The organism is Cupriavidus necator (assembly GCF_040578825.1).
In the GTDB taxonomy this organism is placed as follows: domain Bacteria; phylum Pseudomonadota; class Gammaproteobacteria; order Burkholderiales; family Burkholderiaceae; genus Cupriavidus; species Cupriavidus necator_E.
This window is the reverse complement of the sequence record NZ_JBEFLI010000019.1, coordinates 55,486-74,940: the sequence shown is the minus strand read 5'-3', so window position 1 is coordinate 74,940 and position 19,455 is coordinate 55,486. Positions and strand designations below refer to the sequence as shown.

The following is a 19,455-nucleotide window of genomic DNA, read 5'->3' as shown; positions in this document are numbered from 1 at the left end:
GGACACTAATCGCATGCCGTTTTAGCCGCTTTTCCGTAGCGATAGCGGTGATTTATGCCACCGAGCGCCCCGCCGCCGACGTGCGCGTGGCCTCTGTCGCCGCCTCGCCTGCAGCCACTGCAGAAGCCCACGCCCACTGGAAGTTGTAGCCGCCGAGCCAGCCGGTTACGTCCACCACCTCGCCGATGAAATACAGGCCCGGCACGTCGCGGGCCATCATCGTGGTCGACGACAGCGCGCGCGTGTCGACGCCGCCGATCGTCACCTCCGCCTTGCGGTAGCCCTCGGTGCCCGACGGCACGATGCGCCAGTCGTTCAGCGTAGCGCCGAGCTTGCGCAGCGCCTTGTCCGTAATATCGTGCAGCGGCAGCGTGGCGTCGACGCCCGACGCCGCGCACCAGGCATCGGCCAGCCGCGCCGGCAGCCGTTGCGCCAGCAGGTTGCCGAGGTGCTTGCGGCTGCCGCCCTTCTGCTCCAGCAGCCACGCCGCGGCGTCCTCGCCGTCGAACAAATCGATCGTGATCGGCGTGCCCGGGCGCCAGTAGCTGGAGATCTGCAGCACGGCCGGTCCGGACAGCCCGCGGTGGGTCCAAAGCAGGTCTTCGCGGAAGGCGCCCGCGCTCTTGCCGCTGCCGGTGCCGATATCCACTTCCAGCGACACGCCGGCCAGCGGCGCGAACGACGCCCAGTCCTTGCCGTCGAAGGTCAGCGGCACCAGCGCCGGCCGGGTTTCGACGATGCCAAGTCCGAACTGCCGGGCGATGCGGTAGCCGAAGTCGGTCGCGCCGATCTTGGGAATCGACAGCCCGCCGGTGGCGACCACCAGCGCGCCGGCCCGCACCGTGCCGGTAGAAGTCAGCAGCAGGAAGTCATCGCCCTCGCGCCGGACCTCGGTCACGGTGCAGCCGGTCTGCCAGCGCACATGGCCGGTGTCGCACTCGGCGCGCAGCATGCCGATCACGTCTTCGGCGCTGTCGTTGCAGAAAAGCTGGCCGCGGTGCTTCTCGTGCCATGCGATGCCGTACCGGCGCATGAGGTCGAGGAAGTCCTGCGGCGTGTAGCGCGCCAGCGCCGAACGGCAGAAGTGCGGATTGGACGACAGGTAGTTGGCGGGGCCGGCCTGCAGGTTGGTGAAATTGCAGCGCCCGCCACCCGAGATGCGGATCTTCTCGGCAAGCTTCGTGGCATGGTCGATCAGCACCACGCGCGCACCCCGCTGGCCGGCCACGGCGGCGCACATCATGCCGGCCGCCCCCGCGCCCAGCACGGCCACGTCATACCGGCCGGTCCGGGTGATGGGGGAAGTTGCCGCCCCGCTCATTGCACGCCTCGCAAGTCCATTGTGTTGCCACCGCTCAAGAAAGGGCAGATTGTAGCGAAAAGCACGCGGCGCGCCGCTGTGCTACCCTGCGCGCTTCCTGCAACCTGTTGTTTTGTCAGCCGTTTCCCCGTCTTACTGACCGGCGCGGCCGTATCCTCATCACATGCTTGTCCTCGGCATCGAATCTTCCTGCGACGAAACCGGGCTGGCCCTCTACGACACCGAGGCCGGCCTGCTGGCGCATGCGCTGCACTCGCAGATCGCCATGCACCGCGACTATGGCGGCGTGGTCCCCGAACTGGCCTCGCGCGACCATATCCGGCGCGTGTTGCCGCTGCTGGCGCAGGTGTTGGCCGACGCCGGCCGCACGCGCCAGGACATCGACGCGATCGCCTTTACCCAGGGCCCCGGGCTGGCCGGCGCGCTGCTGGTCGGCGCTTCGGTGGCCAACGCGCTGGGTTTTGCGCTGAACGTGCCGATGGTGGGCGTGCACCACCTCGAAGGCCACCTGCTGTCGCCATTGCTGACCCGCGAGCCGCCGCCGTTCCCGTTCGTGGCGCTGCTGGTGTCCGGCGGGCATACGCAACTGATGGAAGTGCGCGGCATCGGCGACTACGCGCTGCTGGGCGAAACGCTGGACGATGCCGCGGGCGAGGCCTTCGACAAGACCGCCAAGCTGCTCGGCCTCGGCTACCCGGGCGGTCCGGAAGTGTCGCGCCTGGCCGAGTTCGGCACGCCCGGCGCGTTCGCGCTGCCGCGGCCGATGCTGCATTCAGGCAACCTGGATTTCTCGTTCGCCGGGCTGAAAACGGCGGTGCTGACGCAGACGCGCAAGCTCGCCAATACCTGCGAGCAGGACCGGGCCAACCTGGCGCGGGCATTTGTCGATGCGATTGTCGATGTGCTGGCGGCCAAGTCGATGGCGGCGCTGAAGCAGACCGGCCACAAGCGGCTGGTGGTGGCTGGCGGTGTGGGGGCCAACCGGCAGTTGCGGGAGCGTTTGGATTGGCTTGGCAAGCAGCGCAGGATCGAGGTGTATTACCCGGATCTGGCGTTCTGCACGGATAACGGCGCGATGATTGCGTTTGCCGGTGCGATGCGATTGCAGGCGGCGCCGGAGCTGGGGCGGCACGAGTATGGGTATGGGGTGACGCCGCGGTGGGATCTGGCGGATATCCGGTTGCCGTCGGCGGCCTGACCGTTGGCATACCCAAGCGTATCGAATGACCGCTTGGGTGCTCCCTCTTCCGGGAGCAAACCGGCGGTATGCTGAGGCGCACGATAAAGAAAAAGCCACCGCAAGCGGTGGCTTTTTCCATAGCAGCGACAACGCGATCAATTCACCCGCTTGTCCCGCTCAATCACCGCATAAGCGCTATGGTTGTGGATCGACTCAAAGTTCTCCGCCTCCAGCACATAAGCCGCGATACGATCGTCGGCATTCAGCCGCATGGCGATATCCCGCACCAGATCCTCGACAAACTTCGGATTCTCATAAGCCCGCTCGGTAACGAACTTCTCGTCCGGCCGCTTGAGCAAGCCCCACAGTTCGCACGAAGCCTCTTCCTCGGCCATCCGCACCAGCGCTTCTACCGGCAGCTCATCGGCCAGTTCCACGTTCATGGTGATATGCGAGCGCTGGTTGTGCGCGCCATACTGCGAGATCTTCTTCGAGCACGGGCACAGGCTGGTCACCGGCACCAGCGCCTTCAGGAATACGCGCGTGGCGCCGTTGCGCACTTCGCCGGTCAGCGTGACCTCGTAGTCCAGCAGCGACTGCACGCCCGACACCGGCGCGATCTTGCTGATGAAGTACGGGAAGGTGACCTCGATGCGGCCGGCCTCGGCCTCGAGCTTTTCCAGCATCTTGTCGAGCAGCAGCCGGAAGCTGGCCAGTTCCAGCGGCTCGCGCTCTTCTTCCAGCAGCGCAACGAAGCGCGACATATGCGTGCCCTTCTGGTCCGCGGGCAGGTGCACGTCGAGGTTGAAGGTACCCACGGTCGGCACCACGCCGGTCGGGGTCTTCAGGGTCACGGGATATCGCACGCCCTTGACACCGACGCGCTGGATGGGGATCTGGCGGGTGTCGAGGCTCGACTGGACGTCGGGCATCACAAAGGCGGGATTGATGTCATTCATCTACGGTTTCCTCCAGGGCTGCGCCAAAGGGGGCGGCACAGATCCTTACGGTCGCGGCATTTTCGCAGTCCATCCTGCCGCGCAACGAGTGTGAAACCACGGGACCCGGCACAGGGCGCGCCGACCCGCAGCTGCGAACACAAAAGGGGGAGTTTAAGGGAATTCGGACGCACTCGTTGCCCGAGGGGCCGCGAAGGTACGAATCCCCCTGCCCGCCACGGGGATCGCCGGACCTGCCGGCGTCCCGCGCGAACGGGAATCAGGCCACGCGCGAAGCGACCGTGACCTTGGGCTGGTCCAGCCCGAAACGCTCGCGCACCGAGCGCTCGATGCCGGCCGCATCTAGCCCGCATTGCTGCAGCAGGAAGGCCGGGTCGCCATGGTCGACAAAGCGGTCGGGCAGGCCCAGTACCAGCACCGGCGTGTCGATGCCGGCTTCGGCCAGCGCTTCGAGCACCGCGCTGCCGGCGCCGCCCATCGTGCTGCCCTCTTCCACCGTCACCAGGAAGTCGTTCTCCGCGGCCAGGCGCTTGACCAGCTCGACGTCGAGCGGCTTGACGAAGCGCATGTCGGCCACCGTGGCGTCCAGCGCGTCGGCGGCGCCCATCGCTGGCTGCAGCATCGAGCCGAACGCCAGGAAGCCGACGCGATGCCCGGCGCGCGCAGCGCCTTCGCGGCGCACCACGCCCTTGCCGACCGGCACGGTGGCGAGTTCGGCCGCGATGGCCGCGCCCGGGCCGGAGCCGCGCGGATAGCGCACCGCGGACGGGCCGTCGTGGTGGAACGCGGTGCTCAGCAGTTGCCGGCACTCATTCTCGTCCGAGGGCGTCATCACCACCATGTTGGGGATGCAGCGCAGGTAGGCGATATCGTAGGCACCGGCGTGCGTGGCACCGTCGGCGCCGACCAGGCCGGCGCGGTCCAGCGCGAACACCACCGGCAGGTTCTGCAGCGCCACGTCGTGGATCAACTGGTCATAGCCGCGCTGCAGGAAGGTCGAGTAGATCGCCACCACCGGCTTCAGGCCTTCGCACGCCAGCCCGCCGGCAAAGGTCACCGCGTGCTGCTCGGCGATGCCGACGTCGTAATAGCGTTCCGGGAAGCGCCTCTCGAACTCGACCATGCCCGAGCCCTCGCGCATCGCCGGGGTAATGCCCACCAGGCGCTTGTCGGCAGCGGCCATGTCGCACAGCCATTCGCCGAACACCTGCGTATAGGTCTTGCGCGCCGGCTTGGCCGCCGGGCGGATGCCTTCGGCCGGATTGAACTTGCCCGGGCCGTGGTACAGGATCGGGTCGGCCTCGGCCAGCTTGTAGCCTTGGCCTTTCTTGGTCACCACGTGCAGGAACTGCGGGCCGCCGCCTTCCAGCGCGCGCTCGCGGATGTTCTGCAGCGTCGGCACCAGCGAGTTCAGGTCGTGGCCGTCGATCGGGCCGATGTAGTTGAAGCCGAATTCCTCGAACAGCGTGGCCGGCACCATCATGCCCTTGGCATGTTCCTCGAAGCGCTTGGCGAACTCGAGCACCGGCGGCGCTACCGACAGCACCTTCTCGATGCCCTTCTTGGTGGCCGCGTAGAACTGCCCGCTCAGCAGCCGCGCCAGGTGGCGGTTGAGCGCGCCCACCGGCGGCGAGATCGACATGTCGTTGTCGTTGAGCACCACCACCAGCGGCAGGTCCTTGTAGACGCCGGCATTGTTCAGGGCCTCGAAGGCCATGCCCGCGGTCATCGCGCCATCGCCGATCACCGCTACCGAGACGCGCTTGTCGCCCAGCGTGCGTGCGCCCAGCGCCATGCCGAGGGCGGCCGAGATCGAGGTCGACGAATGCGCGGTGCCGAAGGTGTCGTACTCGCTCTCGCTGCGGCGCGGGAAGCCCGAGATGCCGCCCCACTGGCGCAGCGTATGCATGCGCTCGCGGCGGCCGGTCAGGATCTTGTGCGGATAGCTCTGGTGGCCGACGTCCCATACCAGCCGGTCTTCCGGGGTATTGAAGACGTAGTGCAGCGCAATGGTCAGCTCAACCGTGCCGAGGTTGGACGACAGGTGGCCGCCGGTCTGCGAAACCGACTCCAGCACATAGGCGCGCAATTCCTCCGCCAGGGTCTGGAGCTCGCGCCGGTCGAGCTTGCGCAGGTCTGCGGGGGCGTCAATCTTGTTGAGGAGTGCGTAGGTCATGTTTTCCGTTCGCCGTTCGGCCGCCGGATTCTTGCGTCCGGCTCATAGTCAATGTGTGCGCAGCACGATCAGGTCGGCCAGGTCGCGCAGGCGGGCCGCGCGCTCGCCAAAGCCGGCCAGCGCCTCGTGGGCCTCGGCGCGCAGCGTCCCGGCCAGCTCGCGCGCCGCTGCCAGCCCCATCAGCGACACGTAGGTGGGCTTGTCGTGCGCCGCATCCTTGCCGGCGGTCTTGCCCAGCGTGGCGGTATCCGCGGTCACGTCCAGAATATCGTCAACCACCTGGAACGCCAATCCCACCGCCGCCGCGTAGCGATCGAGCTCGGCCAGGCCCAGGGCGTCGATTTCACCACACAGCGCACCCATGCGCACGCTCGCGCGCAGCAGCGCACCGGTCTTCATCCGGTGCATCGCCTCGAGCGCGTCGCGCGTCATCGCGCGGCCCACGTTCTGCAGGTCGATCGCCTGGCCGCCGGCCATGCCGGTCGAGCCCGACGCAAGCGCCAGCTCGGCCACGAGCTGCAGCCGCGCCGCGGGCGCCAGCGCCCCGGTGCCGGCCAGCACGATAAAGGCCTGGGTCTGCAGCGCATCGCCCACCAGCAGCGCGGTGGCCTGATCATAGGCCTTGTGCACCGTGGGCCGGCCGCGGCGCAGGTCGTCGTCGTCCATGCAGGGCATGTCGTCGTGCACCAGCGAATAGGCGTGGATCATCTCCACCGCGCAGGCCGCCGCGTCGCAGGCGGCCGGATCGGCCCCGCTGACTTCGCCAGCGGCATGCACCAGCAGCGGCCGCACGCGCTTGCCGCCGCTCAGCGCAGCATAGCGCATCGCTTCGTGCAGCGTCTGCGGCACGGTGTTGGCATCGGGCAACGCTGCCTGCAGTGCCGCTTCGGTACGGGCGCCCTGCGCCTGCATCCATTGCGCGAAGTCGCTCATTCCTCGTCTGCCCCCCGGAGGTCCCCATTGCCACCATTGCCGCCATTGGCTTCGCCGGTGAGCGGCCTGAGTCCGTCGCCGTCCAGCACCCTGACCTGCTGCTCCACGCGCTCCAGCTTCTGCTGGCAGTAACGCACCAGCTCCGCGCCGCGGCGGTACGCGGCCAGCGACGCTTCCAGCGGCAGTTCGCCGCTCTCCATGCTGACCACCAGGGTCTCCAGCTCGGCCATCGCCGCTTCATAGGAAGCCGGCGGCGCCGAGGCTGGATTGGTGTCGTCGGTCTGGACCTCAACGGTCGTCGTTTTTGCCATGTCGGGGCCTGGAAATATGAATGCCGGGGTCACTGCGCATCCATGCGCTATGGAAAACCCGGATGGGAAAGCCGGATTTTACGCCAAAGCGGGGGCTTGCCCTATTGTTGCGCACGACCTCATGCCCCCCATCGATCACTCCCTGCATCAATGTGACTTGTGCGCTCGGGTCGTCTTTCGGAATGAGCCCGGTACGGCACCCCGATGACGACCCGGGTCGACTTTTTCGCTAAAAAGGCAAAAAAATCAGTCCCTTAACTTTTCGGGTCGGGTACAATCTCCCGTTCGCCGTCAGGATTCCGAGGGGAGCTTCCCGGAGCCGCGGCAGTCTTTCCCAAATCGATTCAATTTTCGATGGTTGGGTTGTTCACTGCTTTCACCTGTTCATCTGGGAGTGGGGATAATGTCCAATCTCAGCACCGCGCTCAATCTTGCGCCGGCTGATTCGCAACTGCCCGTCGGCGTCTATTTCGACGAAGCGCTGCATCAACAAGAACTGGAACTGTTGTTCAGGAATGGCCCCGGGTACGTTGGCCATGAACTGATGGTTCCCGAAGTCGGCGACTACCACACGCTGAAGGCCGAGGACGAAGGCCGCATGCTGGTGCGCAATGCCGCCGGCGTGGAGCTGATGTCCAACGTCTGCCGCCACCGCCAGGCCATCATGCTCAACGGCCGCGGCAATGCGCAGAACATCGTCTGCCCCCTGCACCGCTGGACCTACGACCTCAAGGGCGAACTGCTCGGGGCGCCGCATTTCGCCCAGCAGCCGTGCCTGCACCTGAAGCGTTCGCCGCTGCAGAACTGGAACGGCCTGCTGTTCGACGGCAAGCGCGACGTGCGCGCCGACCTGGCAAGGCTCGGCGTGGCGCAGGACCTGAACTTCGACGGCTATATGCTCGACCATGTCGAGGTGCACGAGTGCGACTACAACTGGAAGACCTTTATCGAGGTCTATCTGGAGGACTACCACGTCGTGCCGTTCCACCCGGGGCTGGGCAGCTTCGTGTCGTGCGACGACCTCAAGTGGGAGTTCGGCGAGTGGCACAGCGTGCAGACCGTGGGCCTGCATGCCGGCCTGAAGCGTCCCGGCAGCCCGACGTACCAGAAATGGCACGACGCGGTGCTGCGCTTCAATAACGGCGAGCTGCCCCGGCACGGCGCGATCTGGCTGACCTACTACCCCAACATCATGGTGGAGTGGTACCCGAACGTGCTGGTGATCTCGACGCTGCACCCGGTCGGCCCGCGCAAGACCCGCAATGTGGTGGAGTTCTACTACCCCGAGGAAATCGTGCTGTTCGAGCGCGAGTTCGTCGAGGCCGAGCGCGCCGCCTATATGGAAACCTGCATCGAGGACGACGAGATCGCCGAGCGCATGGACGCCGGCCGCCTCGCCCTGCTCAAGCGCGGCACCAGCGAGGTCGGGCCCTACCAGTCGCCGATGGAAGACGGCATGCAGCATTTCCACGAGTGGTATCGCCGGGCCATGGCTTACGCAGGCTAGTTCGCGAGGTGAGGTCGATAACCGCACGCATCTTCACACACACGCGCTGCAACGGACCGCCACGGCGGTCCGTTTTGTTTTAGCGCTGGATGTGCGCTGCTAGAATCATCGCTCCCGCCTGTTTTGCCTCGCCACGCCTTACCACGCCCCGCCATGCAATCGCTCTGGATGCTGTTCGCCGCCTTCGCCTTTTCGTTGATGGGGGTTGGCGTCAAGCTGGCATCCGACCTGTACACCACCGGCGAAATCGTCTTCTACCGCGGCCTGATCAGCGTGGTGATCATATGGGTGCTGCTGTCCTCGCGCGGCGTCTCGGTGCGCACGCCGCACATGCTGTCGCATATCAAGCGCAGCGTGTTCGGCGTGACCTCCCTGATGCTGTGGTTCACTTCGATCTCGCTGCTGCCGCTGGCCACGGCGATGACGCTGAACTACATGTCGCCGGTGTGGATGGCACTGATCCTCGGCGCCAGCGCCACGCTGGCCGGCACTGGCGGCAGCGCCGACCGGCGCCTGGTGGTGGCGATCCTGATGTCGTTCGCCGGCGTGATCTGCCTGCTGCAGCCCTCGGTCGGCAAGGACCAGCTCACCGGCGGCCTGGTCGGGCTGATCTCGGGCGTGTTTACCGCGCTCGCTTATGTCGAGGTGCGCCAGCTCGGCCAGCTGGGCGAGCCCGAGGGCCGCATCGTGTTCTATTTCTCGGTGGTGGGCATGGTGGCCGGCCTGGTGTGGATGCTGTTCGGTGGCACCAGCCCGCACACCTGGAAGGGTGTAGGCCTGCTGCTGACCATCGGCGTGCTGGCCACGCTGGGCCAGACCGCGATGACGCGCGCCTACAAGCGCGGCAATACGCTGCTGACCGCCAACCTGCAGTACGCCGGCATCGTGTTCTCCAGCGTATGGGGCATGCTGATCTGGTCCGACAAGCTGAACTGGCTGTCCTGGCTGGGCATGGCGCTGATCGTCGCCAGCGGCATTATCACCACGCTGATGCGCGCGCGCGAAGGCACCGACACCAAGCCAACGCCCGCCACACCGGTCAAGTCGGCCGAGGCGGAAGTGCATCCCGAGGTGTAGCATTCCTTTAAGCCAGTCCTACCCGCCCATCGACCGCTACAGGATTCCCATGCAGAAACCGCTGATCTCCGTCACCGCGCTGCAATCGTTGCTGGCCGGTCCCGGCCGCTGCGTCGTGATCGATTGCAGCTTCGACCTGGCCAACCCGGCCGCCGGCCGCGAGGCCTATCACGTCGGCCACCTGCCCGGCGCCTTCTATCTGCACCTGGACAACGAACTGTCCGGTACCAAGACCGGCACCAACGGGCGCCATCCGCTGCCCGACCCTGACGACTTTGTCGCGCGGCTGCAGGCGCTGGGCATCGACGACGACACCCCGATAGTGGCCTACGATGCGCAGGGCGGCATGTACGCCGCGCGGCTGTGGTGGCTGCTGCGCTGGATCGGCCATGGCGAGGTGGCCGTGCTCGACGGCGGCAAGGACGCCTGGGTCAAGGCCGGCCTGCCGCTGGAGCACGATGCCGCGCCGGAACCGGAATTCCCCGGCAAGGTCACGCGCCGCCAGTCGCTGGTGCCGACCGTCGATGCGGCGGCGCTGGTCAGCAGCCTGGACAACGCCAGGCTGCTGGTGGTGGATGCGCGGGCGCCCGACCGCTTCCGCGGCGAGAACGAAACGCTGGACCCGGTCGGCGGCCATATCCCCGGCGCGGTCAATCGTTTCTTCAAGGACAACCTGGGAGCGGACGGCCACTTCAAGCCGGCCGAAACGCTGCGTGCGGAGTTCGGCGCGGTGCTGGGCGGGCGTGCCCCGGCGCAGGCGGTGATGCAGTGCGGCTCGGGCGTCACGGCCTGCCACAACCTGCTGGCGCTGGAAGCCGCCGGGCTTGGCGGCGCGGCGCTTTATCCGGGATCGTGGAGCGAATGGTGCGCCGATCCGGCGCGGCCGGTGGCGACCGGCCCGGCCTGAATCAGTGCGACGTGGCCACGGGCGCGGGGTGGCCGTGGCCGTGGCTGTGCCGCTCGTGCACGCCGTTGGTGATAAAGACGATGGCGGTGATGCCCGCGGCCACCAGCACCACCTGGATCGCCGATTCGCGCCAGCGCGGCTTGCGCTGCATCTGCGGCATCAGGTCGCTGACCGCGATATAGAGAAAGCTGCTGGCCGCGATCACCAGCACGTACGGGATCCAGCCGCTCATCTGGTCGAGCAGGAAATACCCGACCAGGCCGCCGGCGATCGCCGCCAGGCTCGACAGCAGGTTGAAGGCAAAGGCGCGCGCCTTGGAGAACCCCGCGTTGAGCAGCACGATAAAGTCGCCGACTTCCTGCGGGATTTCGTGCGCCGCGATCGCCAGCGCGGTGACCACGCCAATATGCGGGTCGGCCAGGAAGGCCGCCGCGATCACGATGCCGTCGGCAAAGTTGTGGAAGGTATCGCCGACCAGGATGGTCAGGCCGCTGCGGCCCGCTTCCTCGCGGTCATGGCCGTGATGGTGGTGGTGCCCGTCGCCCTCGTGGTGGTGCGAGTGGCGCAGCAGCGAGATCTTTTCCAGCAGGAAGAAGCCCAGCAGCCCGGCCAGCAGCGTGCCGAACAGCGCGCGCGGGTCGGCGCCCGACTCGAACGCCTCGGGCAGCGAATGCAGCAGCGCAGTGGCCAGCAGCACGCCCACCGAAAAGCTCACCATGCGCTCGACCACGCGGGACGCCACCGTCAGCGACAGCAGCGCCGCCCCGAAGATGCTGCCCACGCCGGAAATGGTGGCGGCGAGCAGGATATACAAAAGCGTCGAATGGATGATGGGCTCCCGGGGTGGCGGCGCCGCGCGGCTCCGCCGTTCCGCCCGCATCGCGCCGGGCGGCTAACGCAACAATGTTGCAATAACTCAAAGGCCGCATTGTACGTATCCGCCGGGACTTTGCAATCCTGCCGACAGCCGACAGGGGCCGGAAGCTCAGGCCACGCCGTGCTGCCTGAACCAGGCCAGGCACTTCTGCCAGCCGTCCTTCGCATCCGCCTCGCGGTAGCTGGGCCGGTAGTCGGCGTTAAAGGCATGGCCGGCCTCGGGATAGACGATAAAGCGCGAGGCCTTGGCATTAGGGTTCGATGACGCCGCCAGCGCGGCCTTCATCTTCTCCACATGCTCCTGCGTGATGCCGGTGTCCTTGCCGCCGTACAGGCCCAGCACCGGGACGTTGAGCTGGCCGGCGATATCGACCGGGTTCTTCGGCTTGAGCGTGTCCGGCGCCCCCACGAGCTGGCCGTACCAGGCCACCGCGGCCTTGACCCGCTTGCTGTGCGCGGCGTAGAGCCAGGTGGCGCGCCCGCCCCAGCAGAAGCCGGTGATGGCCAGCCGCGACAGGTCCCCGCCATTGGCGCCGGCCCAGGCCGCGGCGGCGTCCAGGTCGCCCATGGCCTGCTGGTCGGGCACCTTGGCGACCACCTCGCGCAGCAGTTCCTGGATGGTGCCGAAGCTCTGCGGATCGCCCTGGCGGGCGAACAGCTCCGGCGAGATCGCCAGGTAGCCAAGCTTGGCAAAGCGCCGGCACACATCGGCGATATGCTCGTGCACGCCGAAGATCTCGCTCACCACCAGCACCACCGGCAGGTTCTTCTTGCCTTCGGGCAGGGCGCGGTAGGCGGGCATATTGAAGCCGCCCGACGGGATCGTGACCTCGCCGGCGGTCAGGCCGGCAAAGTCGGTCTTGATGGCCTGCTGCGCCATCACCGGCAGCGCGGCAGCGGCAAAGGCGGAACCCAGCGCGGTCTTGACGAACCCCCGGCGGTCGAATGTGTGGGCGGGAACTAGGCTTTCCACTTCCGGTTTCAGCATGCGTGTCTCCAGGATCGTTGGCTGGCGCATCCAACATCGCCAGCCGTCGATTCTAAGCAGACATGACGCATCGTGCCCGCCGCTTGCCGACAGCGGGCCCCGCTTGCGCAGGGGCGACGCCCGTCAGTGCAGCTTGACCCGCGGGCTGGTCTTGCTGCGCAGCCAGTGCGACACGGTGTCCAGCGCCATGCCCACCGTGCCATGCAGCGCCATTACGTGCATCCGGTACAGCGAGGTGTACATGAAGCGCGCCAGCAGCCCTTCGATAAACATCGAGCCGCCGATCAGCCCGCCCATCAGGCTGCCCACCGCGCTGAAATGCCCCAGCGACACGAGCGAGCCGAAGTCCTTGAACTCGAACTTCGGCAGCGGCCGCCCTTCCAGCCGGGCGCGCAGCGCGTTGTAGAGGAAAGTGGCCTGCTGGTGCGCCGCCTGCGCGCGCGGCGGCACCGCGGTCTGCTTTTCCTGCCAGGGGCAGCTTGCGCAGTCGCCGAAGGCGAAGATATCGGGATCGCCCTCGCTCTGCAGCGTCGGGCCGACCACGATCTGGCCCTGGCGGCTGACCGGCAGGCCCAGCCTGGCCAGCACCGGCGGCGCGGTGATGCCCGCCGCCCATACGGTCAGGTCGGCATCGATATGCTTGCCGCTGGCGGTCAGCACCGCCTGCGGCGTGACTTCGGTCACGCGCTCGGCGGTCAGCACATCGACATCGAGCTTGTCGAGCAGCTTGGCGGTCTCGGCCGAGACGCGTTCGGACAGCGCCGGCAGGATGCGCGGGCCGGCCTCGATCACGTGGATACGCACATCGCGGCGCGGGTCGAGCCGGTGCAGGCCGTAGGCGCTCAGCACATGCGCGGTGTTGCGCAGCTCTGCGGACAGCTCCACGCCGGTGGCGCCGGCGCCGATGATGGCAATATCCACGCGCGGCTGGCCATCGTCGCCCATGCGCCCGCGCCCGTTCTGCGCGCGCACGCAGGCCGCGATCAGCCGCTTGCGGAAGCGTTCGGCCTGCGCCACGGTATCGAGCGCGATCGCATGCTGTTCCGCGCCCGGCACGCCAAAGAAATGGGTGACGCAGCCGATCGACAGCACCAGCGTGTCGTACGGCAGCTCGCGCGCGGGCAGCAGCTCGTGGCCGTCCTGGTCGACGCAGGCCGAGACCGAGATGGTCTTGCTGGTGCGGTCGATGCCGGTCAGCTCGCCCTGCTGGAACTCGAAGCGATGCCAGCGGGCCTGCGCAGCGTATTCGAGCTGGTGCGTGTTGGGATCCATGCTGCCCGCAGCGACTTCATGCAGCAGCGGTTTCCAGATATGGGTCGGCAGGCGGTCCACCAGCACCACGTGCGCCTTTCCCTTGCGGCCGAGCTTGTCGCCCAGCTTCGTTACCAGTTCCAGCCCTCCTGCCCCGCCGCCGACAACAACGATGCGGTGCGCCTTTGCTTCTGTCATGGTCTACCCGATGCGTTTTTGTGAAATCTTTGCCTGAGGCACAGCCACAGTCTGCTGCATCGCAGCATGCCTTGCAAGCCGCAAATCACCGACTCAGCAGTCGCTTCATTCGATACCACCACGCAGTGGCGTGGGCAGGAGCGGGGGCGCGATCGGCGCCCTCGCGCTTTCAGTGCGCCTCTTCCCAGTTGGCGCCGCTGCCTACCTCGGCCACCAGCGGCACGCGCAGCTCGGCGACGGAGCACATCAGCTCAGGCAGGCGCGCCTTGACCAGCTCCAGCTCGTGCTCCGGCACTTCCAGCACCAGTTCATCGTGGACCTGCATGATCTGGCGCGTGTGCAGGCCGTCGCGCTCCAGCCAGCCCTGCACCGCGATCATCGACAGCTTGATCAGGTCGGCGGCAGTGCCCTGCATCGGCGCATTGATGGCGGCGCGCTCGGCGGCCTGGCGGCGCGGGCCGCTGCCGCCCTTGATGTCGGGCAGCCACAGCCGGCGGCCGAACACGGTCTCGACATAGCCCTGCTCGCGGGCGGTCTGCCGCGTTTCTTCCATGTAGTGCGCCACGCCGGGGTAGCGCATGAAATAGCGGTCGATGTAGTGCTTGGCGGCCTCGCGCTCGATGCCAAGGTTGCTGGCCAGCCCGAACGCGCTCATGCCGTAGATCAGGCCGAAGTTGATCACCTTCGCATAGCGGCGCTGCTCGCTGCTGACCGCGTCGCGCTCCACGCCGAAGATCTCGGCCGCGGTGGCGCGGTGGATGTCCTCGCCGTTGGCAAAGGCGCGCAGCAGGTTCTCGTCGCCCGAGATATGGGCCATGATGCGCAGCTCGATCTGCGAGTAGTCGGCCGACACGATGGCGCTGCCCGGCTCGGCGATAAAGGCTTCGCGGATGCGGCGGCCTTCCTCGGTGCGCACCGGGATGTTCTGCAGGTTAGGCTCGGTCGACGCGAGGCGCCCCGTCACCGCGGTAGCCTGGCCGTAGCTGGTGTGCACGCGGCCGGTGCCGGCGTTGACCATCTTGGGCAGCTTGTCGGTGTAGGTGGACTTGAGCTTGGACAGGCCGCGGTAATCGAGCAGCAGCTTGGGCAGCGGATAGTCCTCGGCCAGCTTTTGCAGCACCTCTTCATCGGTCGACGGCGCGCCGCTGGCAGTCTTCTTTACCACCGGCAGCTTCATCTGGCTGAACAGGATCTCGCCGATCTGCTTGGGCGAGCCCAGGTTGAACGGCTGGCCGGCGGCCTCGTAGGCGGCCTGCTCCAGCGCCATCATGCGCTGGCCCAGCTCGGCGCTCTGCGCGGCCAGGCGCTCGGCGTCGATCAGCACGCCGTTGCGCTCGATCTTCTGCAGCACCACCGAGACCGGCATTTCGATCTCTCCATACACGCGGCGCAGGCCGGCCGCGCCCTCCACCTGCGGGAACATCCTGCGGTGCAGGCGCAGCGTGACGTCGGCATCTTCGGCGGCGTACTCGGTGGCGCGCGCGAGGTCGATCTGGTCAAAGCAGATCTGGCCCGCGCCCTTGCCGCACACCTCTTCGTAGGTGATGGTCTTCAGGTTCAGCAGGCGCTCGGCCAGGCTGTCCATGCCATGATTGCGGTGCGACGCCAGCACGTAGCTCTGCAGCATGGTGTCGTGCGCCACGCCGCGCAGCGTCACGCCGTGGTTGGCGAAGACGTGGATGTCGTACTTGAGGTTCTGGCCCAGCTTGGGGCGGCTGGCGTCCTCGAGCCAGGCGCGCATGCGCTCCAGCACGAATTCGCGCGGGAGCTGGCCATGGTCGGGCAGCCCCGCCACGTCCGGTCCGCGGTGCGCCACCGGGATATAGCAGGCCTCGCCCGGCGCGGCCGACAGCGAAATGCCGACGAGCTGCGCCTGCATCGGGTCCAGCGAAGTGGTCTCGGTATCGATCGCCACCAGCGGCGCGGACTCGATGCGCCGCATCCAGTCTTCCAGCATGCCCCGCGTGGTGACCGTCTCGTAGCGGATCTCGGTGGGCGCGGCTTCATCCGCAGGGTGCGCCGCCGCTTCGCCGGCCGGCGCCGGCGCATCGAACAGGCCGCCCTGCGCCGGCGCGGATGCCGCGCGGGCGCGGGCCTGGGCGCGCGCATCGGGCAGGCTCTCGCCGGTCAGTTCGCGCAGCCAGCTCTTGAAGCCGTAGCGCTGGAAAAACGCCACCAGCTTGTCCTTGTCCTCCCCGGTCTCGCGCAGCGCATGGAAGTCCGCCACCGAAGCGGTGAGGTCGCAGTCAGTCTTGACCGTGACCAGCTTGCGCGCCATCGGCAGCCATTCCAGCGTATTGCGCAGGTTCTCGCCGACCACGCCCTTGATGCCAGGGGCGGCGGCCATCACCGCGTCGAGCGAGCCATGCTCGGCCAGCCATTTGACCGCGGTCTTGGGACCCACCTTGGGCACGCCCGGCACGTTGTCGACCGCATCCCCGATCAGCGACAGGTAGTCGATGATGCGCTCGGGCGGCACGCCGAACTTGGCCACCACGCCGGGGGGATCCAACACCTCGCCGCTCATGGTATTGACCAGCGTGACGTGGTCGTTGACGAGCTGCGCCAGGTCCTTGTCGCCGGTGGACACCACCGTGCGCACGCCCTGCTCCATGGCCTGGCGCGACAGCGTGCCGATCACGTCGTCGGCCTCGACGCCGTCCACCACCACGATCGGCCAGCCCAGCGCGCGCACGGCCTCGTGGATCGGCTCGATCTGGCGCGCCAGGTCTTCCGGCATGGACGGGCGGTGTTCCTTGTAGGCCGGGTACATGTCGTCGCGGAAGGTCTTGCCCTTGGCGTCGAACACGCAGGCGCTATACTCTGCCGGGTAATCGCTGCGCAGCTTGCGCAGCATGTTGATCATGCCGTAGATTGCCCCTGTGGGCAGACCCTCTCCATTCCTCAGGTCCGGCAGAGCGTGATAAGCGCGATACAAATAGCTCGATCCGTCGACGAGCAAGAGTGTTTTTGGACTATCCGACATTCCCATGGACTCAAAATTGACTGGTGCCGCTGCAGGCGGTGCCTCGACCGCCCCCCTTGCTGATCCGGACGTTTCCGATATCTCCGGCGATACCGTACAACCCCCGCCGGAAGCTGCATCCGAACACGCCGCGGCCATAGCCGCCGCAGCCGATGCCGCCGCCGCGGGCCATCCGCCCGAAGTGGCTGCCGAAAAGGCCGCCGCGGCGGCCGCGCGTGCGAATCCGCGCAAGATGATTCCCAGCCTGCGTGCGCTGGCCGACGAAGACCGCGCTACCGCAAAGAAGGCGCGCGCTTCGTGGCAAATGTTCACGATTATGGCAGAGTTCATCGAGGCGACCGAGTACCTGTCCGAGATCCGCCCGGCCGTGTCGATCTACGGCAGCGCGCGCCTGCGCGAGGATTCGCCGTATTACCAGCGCACCATCGAGATCGCGCGGCTGTTCTCCGATGCCGGCTTTGCCGTGATCTCCGGCGGCGGCCCCGGCATCATGGAAGCGGCCAACAAGGGCGCGCACGCCGGCAAGTCCGCCAGCGTCGGCCTGAACATCGAACTGCCGCACGAGCAGCAAGGCAATCCGTACCAGGACATTGCCATGCGCTTCCGCCACTTCTTTACGCGCAAGGTCACCTTCGTCAAGAACTCCGACGCCTTTATCGTGATGCCGGGCGGCTTCGGCACCCTTGACGAGCTGGCCGAGGTGCTGACGCTGGTGCAGACCGGCAAGTCGCGCTCGGTGCCGGTGATCATGTTCGGCAGCCGCTTCTGGAAGGGCCTGCTGGACTGGTTCCGCTTCACGCTGCTGCCGATGGGCCTGATCGCCGAGCACGACCTGGACCTGATGAAGATCGTGGACGAACCGCACGAAGTGCTGGAAGCGGTCTATGACTACTACGAGCGCCGCGGCGGCGACAAGCCGATTCCGCCCAAGGAAGAGATGTTCTACCTGTAACACGGGCGCAGACCGGCGCTGGGCCCACGGCTAGGGCACATGCCGCCGCAGCCGCGTTGCCGGCACATCGCGCCGTGGCACAGGTGCCCCCCGGGGCACGGCGGCGGCCTGCGCAGGGCAGGAATTGCTAGAATGGAACCTGTCCGCCTGCCAAGCCCGGCGCCACCGGGTTGCAGGGCAACCGCCAGTCCAACGGCCGCATGCCGCGGCGCGGCGCGCACATTGCAGCGCGGCGCCGCACAGGAGCACCTGATGACCTCCCCTTCAACCGACCGGGCCTCCCGGTCCGTCGTCCCGGCCGATGAGCCGGAATCGCCTGCCAGGCTGCCGCTGGCCCGCCTTGCCGCCATGGCGGCGGCCGCGCTGGCGCTGGCCGGTCCCGGCCTGGCCCTCGCGCAGGAACAGAGCAATGCGCTGACGCAGCAGGAGCTGAACCAGATCAACAACCAGCCGATCGCCCCGGCGGTCAAGTCGCAACTGAACCAGCCGCGCCAGCCGAGCTTCCAGCTCAATGAGCGCGACGGCACCCAGGTGCGCGAGTACCGTAACAAGGGCCGGGCCACCGATATCCAGGTCCAGTCCGGTTTCGGCACCAGGTATGAGATGAGCAAGCCGGAAGACAGCTCGCCCAGGATCCGCGAGCACGATGTCAACCGCGTGCCGTCGGTCAACCTGAAGTTCTGAACTTCGTCCACGAGTCAGTGGACTAGCCCACGGTCCGGCTCCGCCGGGCCGCGCCGGCCCTCCGGCAGTCATGCCGCGGCGGCGGGTCGCGTTTTGTCCGCAACTGCCTCCGCCGCTTTCCGATTCGCTTCACACAACGAGTATGGCCGTATTCACCACGGTCTCGCAGGACGAGATCGCCCGCTGGCTGCTGGATTTCGACCTTGGCGAAGTGCGCGAACTGCGCGGCATCGCCTCGGGCATCGAGAACAGCAATTTCTTCCTCACCATGGAGCACGAGGGCCAGACGCGCCAGTACGTGCTGACCATCTTCGAGCGGCTCACGTTCGAACAGCTTCCGTACTACCTGCACCTGATGGCGCATCTGGCCGAACGCGGCATCCGCGTGCCGGCGCCGATCCCGGCGCGCGACGGCGAGATCCTGCGTCCGCTCAAGGGCAAGCCCGCCACCATCGTCACGCGCCTGCCGGGCGCGTCGCAGCTGGCGCCCGACGCGCAGCACTGCGCCGAAGTCGGCGACATGCTGGCGCGCATGCACCTGGCCGGCCAGGCCTACCCGCGCCGCCAGCCCAACCTGCGCAGCCTGCCGTGGTGGCAGCAGACCGAGCGCGAGATCCTGCCCTTTCTCGACGCCGGCCAGCGCGCGCTGCTGCAGCGGGAGATCGCCCACCAGGCCGCGTTCTTTGCCAGCGCCGACTACGCCAGCCTGGGCGAAGGCCCGTGCCACTGCGACCTGTTCCGCGACAACGTGCTGTTCGAAGAGGACGGCAGCGGCCGCCACCGGCTGGGCGGTTTCTTCGATTTTTACTTCGCCGGCAATGACAAGTGGCTGTTCGACCTGGCGGTCACCGTCAACGACTGGTGCATCGACCTGGCCAGCGGCGAACTCGACCACGCGCGCGCGCAGGCCCTGCTGCGGGCTTATCATGCGGTCAGGCCGCTGACCGATACCGAGGCCGCGCACTGGCAGGACATGCTGCGCGCGGGTGCGCTGCGCTTCTGGGTTTCGCGACTGTGGGACTTCTACCTCCCGCGCGAGGCCGACATGCTGCAGCCGCACGATCCGACCCATTTCGAACGCATCCTGCGGCGGCGCCTGGACGCCACCCCGGCGCACCCCGGGCGCGCCCCGCTCCCCTGGATCTGATC

16 protein-coding genes are annotated in these 19,455 nt (G+C 67.3%); 7 read left to right on the top strand and 9 right to left on the bottom strand.

Annotated features, from left to right (window positions below; genetic code table 11):
• Positions 1 to 52: 52 nt before the first annotated feature.
• Complete coding sequence (locus AB1I47_RS12165) at positions 53 to 1,321, bottom strand: BaiN/RdsA family NAD(P)/FAD-dependent oxidoreductase (RefSeq protein WP_354684004.1); 1,269 nt, start codon at positions 1,319 to 1,321, stop codon at positions 53 to 55.
• Between the two features lie 163 nt (positions 1,322 to 1,484).
• On the opposite strand from AB1I47_RS12165, the gene tsaD reads away from it, so the two are divergent.
• Positions 1,485 to 2,519: a tRNA (adenosine(37)-N6)-threonylcarbamoyltransferase complex transferase subunit TsaD gene (tsaD, locus tag AB1I47_RS12160; protein ID WP_354684003.1), complete on the top strand. Its 1,035-nt coding sequence runs from the start codon at positions 1,485 to 1,487 to the stop codon at positions 2,517 to 2,519.
• A gap of 137 nt (positions 2,520 to 2,656) precedes the next feature.
• Here tsaD and folE2 read toward each other — a convergent pair whose 3' ends face one another.
• The 4 genes from folE2 to AB1I47_RS12140 all read right to left on the bottom strand — a co-directional run bounded on the left by folE2 (position 2,657) and on the right by AB1I47_RS12140 (position 6,880).
• Positions 2,657 to 3,460 carry a GTP cyclohydrolase FolE2 gene (gene folE2, locus AB1I47_RS12155; protein WP_354684002.1) on the bottom strand — a complete coding sequence of 268 codons (804 nt, stop codon included), beginning with the start codon at positions 3,458 to 3,460 and terminating at the stop codon, positions 2,657 to 2,659.
• Between the two features lie 259 nt (positions 3,461 to 3,719).
• Positions 3,720 to 5,636 carry a 1-deoxy-D-xylulose-5-phosphate synthase gene (gene dxs, locus AB1I47_RS12150; protein ID WP_354684001.1) on the bottom strand — a complete coding sequence of 639 codons (1,917 nt, stop codon included), beginning with the start codon at positions 5,634 to 5,636 and terminating at the stop codon, positions 3,720 to 3,722.
• Positions 5,637 to 5,684: 48 nt separating this feature from the next.
• Positions 5,685 to 6,569 (bottom strand): polyprenyl synthetase family protein, encoded by an 885-nt coding sequence (locus AB1I47_RS12145; protein WP_354684000.1) that lies wholly within the window; start codon positions 6,567 to 6,569, stop codon positions 5,685 to 5,687.
• A complete protein-coding gene (locus AB1I47_RS12140) occupies positions 6,566 to 6,880 on the bottom strand; it encodes an exodeoxyribonuclease VII small subunit (RefSeq protein WP_354683999.1) in 315 nt (104 codons plus the stop codon). The genes AB1I47_RS12145 and AB1I47_RS12140 overlap by 4 nt, the downstream gene beginning before the upstream one ends.
• Before the next feature lie 403 nt (positions 6,881 to 7,283).
• Between AB1I47_RS12140 and AB1I47_RS12135 the strand changes: the two genes are divergently transcribed.
• From AB1I47_RS12135 to AB1I47_RS12125, 3 genes are all read left to right on the top strand, one after another.
• A complete protein-coding gene (locus AB1I47_RS12135) occupies positions 7,284 to 8,387 on the top strand; it encodes an aromatic ring-hydroxylating oxygenase subunit alpha (RefSeq protein WP_354683998.1) in 1,104 nt (367 codons plus the stop codon).
• Between the two features lie 153 nt (positions 8,388 to 8,540).
• Positions 8,541 to 9,464 carry a DMT family transporter gene (locus AB1I47_RS12130; RefSeq protein WP_354683997.1) on the top strand — a complete coding sequence of 308 codons (924 nt, stop codon included), beginning with the start codon at positions 8,541 to 8,543 and terminating at the stop codon, positions 9,462 to 9,464.
• Between the two features lie 49 nt (positions 9,465 to 9,513).
• The gene (locus AB1I47_RS12125; protein WP_354683996.1) at positions 9,514 to 10,371 is read left to right on the top strand and encodes a sulfurtransferase; all 858 of its coding nucleotides are present in this window, start codon (positions 9,514 to 9,516) and stop codon (positions 10,369 to 10,371) included.
• A 1-nt stretch (position 10,372) separates the two neighbouring features.
• Here the strand turns inward: AB1I47_RS12125 and AB1I47_RS12120 are convergent, their stop codons facing one another.
• The 4 genes from AB1I47_RS12120 to polA all read right to left on the bottom strand — a co-directional run bounded on the left by AB1I47_RS12120 (position 10,373) and on the right by polA (position 16,670).
• Complete coding sequence (locus AB1I47_RS12120; RefSeq protein WP_354683995.1) at positions 10,373 to 11,251, bottom strand: ZIP family metal transporter; 879 nt, start codon at positions 11,249 to 11,251, stop codon at positions 10,373 to 10,375.
• Positions 11,252 to 11,356: 105 nt separating this feature from the next.
• Complete coding sequence (locus AB1I47_RS12115; protein WP_354683994.1) at positions 11,357 to 12,235, bottom strand: dienelactone hydrolase family protein; 879 nt, start codon at positions 12,233 to 12,235, stop codon at positions 11,357 to 11,359.
• Positions 12,236 to 12,358: 123 nt separating this feature from the next.
• Entirely contained in the window at positions 12,359 to 13,684 is a 1,326-nt protein-coding gene (locus AB1I47_RS12110; RefSeq protein WP_354683993.1) for an NAD(P)/FAD-dependent oxidoreductase, read from the bottom strand.
• Between the two features lie 169 nt (positions 13,685 to 13,853).
• Positions 13,854 to 16,670 carry a DNA polymerase I gene (gene polA, locus AB1I47_RS12105; RefSeq protein ID WP_354683992.1) on the bottom strand — a complete coding sequence of 939 codons (2,817 nt, stop codon included), beginning with the start codon at positions 16,668 to 16,670 and terminating at the stop codon, positions 13,854 to 13,856.
• Between the two features lie 4 nt (positions 16,671 to 16,674).
• Between polA and AB1I47_RS12100 the strand changes: the two genes are divergently transcribed.
• The 3 genes from AB1I47_RS12100 (at position 16,675) to AB1I47_RS12090 (ending at position 19,453) form a co-directional block, all read left to right on the top strand.
• Positions 16,675 to 17,622, top strand: a complete 948-nt coding sequence (locus tag AB1I47_RS12100) for an LOG family protein (protein WP_230626348.1) — start codon at positions 16,675 to 16,677, stop codon at positions 17,620 to 17,622.
• 252 nt (positions 17,623 to 17,874) lie between these two features.
• A complete protein-coding gene (locus AB1I47_RS12095; protein WP_354683991.1) occupies positions 17,875 to 18,306 on the top strand; it encodes a hypothetical protein in 432 nt (143 codons plus the stop codon).
• Between the two features lie 142 nt (positions 18,307 to 18,448).
• A complete protein-coding gene (locus AB1I47_RS12090; protein ID WP_354683990.1) occupies positions 18,449 to 19,453 on the top strand; it encodes a homoserine kinase in 1,005 nt (334 codons plus the stop codon).
• The last annotated feature ends 2 nt before the right edge of the window (positions 19,454 to 19,455 follow it).

Bases quoted from the DNA above. Each gene is read 5' to 3' on its own strand.
- AB1I47_RS12165 (WP_354684004.1), bottom strand. From the start codon at position 1,321: ATGAGCGGGGCGGCAACTTCCCCCATCACCCGGACCGGCCGGTATGAC.
- tsaD (WP_354684003.1), top strand. From the start codon at position 1,485: ATGCTTGTCCTCGGCATCGAATCTTCCTGCGACGAAACCGGGCTGGCC.
- folE2 (WP_354684002.1), bottom strand. From the start codon at position 3,460: ATGAATGACATCAATCCCGCCTTTGTGATGCCCGACGTCCAGTCGAGC.
- dxs (WP_354684001.1), bottom strand. From the start codon at position 5,636: ATGACCTACGCACTCCTCAACAAGATTGACGCCCCCGCAGACCTGCGC.
- AB1I47_RS12145 (WP_354684000.1), bottom strand. From the start codon at position 6,569: ATGAGCGACTTCGCGCAATGGATGCAGGCGCAGGGCGCCCGTACCGAA.
- AB1I47_RS12140 (WP_354683999.1), bottom strand. From the start codon at position 6,880: ATGGCAAAAACGACGACCGTTGAGGTCCAGACCGACGACACCAATCCA.
- AB1I47_RS12135 (WP_354683998.1), top strand. From the start codon at position 7,284: ATGTCCAATCTCAGCACCGCGCTCAATCTTGCGCCGGCTGATTCGCAA.
- AB1I47_RS12130 (WP_354683997.1), top strand. From the start codon at position 8,541: ATGCAATCGCTCTGGATGCTGTTCGCCGCCTTCGCCTTTTCGTTGATG.
- AB1I47_RS12125 (WP_354683996.1), top strand. From the start codon at position 9,514: ATGCAGAAACCGCTGATCTCCGTCACCGCGCTGCAATCGTTGCTGGCC.
- AB1I47_RS12120 (WP_354683995.1), bottom strand. From the start codon at position 11,251: ATGCGGGCGGAACGGCGGAGCCGCGCGGCGCCGCCACCCCGGGAGCCC.
- AB1I47_RS12115 (WP_354683994.1), bottom strand. From the start codon at position 12,235: ATGCTGAAACCGGAAGTGGAAAGCCTAGTTCCCGCCCACACATTCGAC.
- AB1I47_RS12110 (WP_354683993.1), bottom strand. From the start codon at position 13,684: ATGACAGAAGCAAAGGCGCACCGCATCGTTGTTGTCGGCGGCGGGGCA.
- polA (WP_354683992.1), bottom strand. From the start codon at position 16,670: ATGTCGGATAGTCCAAAAACACTCTTGCTCGTCGACGGATCGAGCTAT.
- AB1I47_RS12100 (WP_230626348.1), top strand. From the start codon at position 16,675: ATGGACTCAAAATTGACTGGTGCCGCTGCAGGCGGTGCCTCGACCGCC.
- AB1I47_RS12095 (WP_354683991.1), top strand. From the start codon at position 17,875: ATGACCTCCCCTTCAACCGACCGGGCCTCCCGGTCCGTCGTCCCGGCC.
- AB1I47_RS12090 (WP_354683990.1), top strand. From the start codon at position 18,449: ATGGCCGTATTCACCACGGTCTCGCAGGACGAGATCGCCCGCTGGCTG.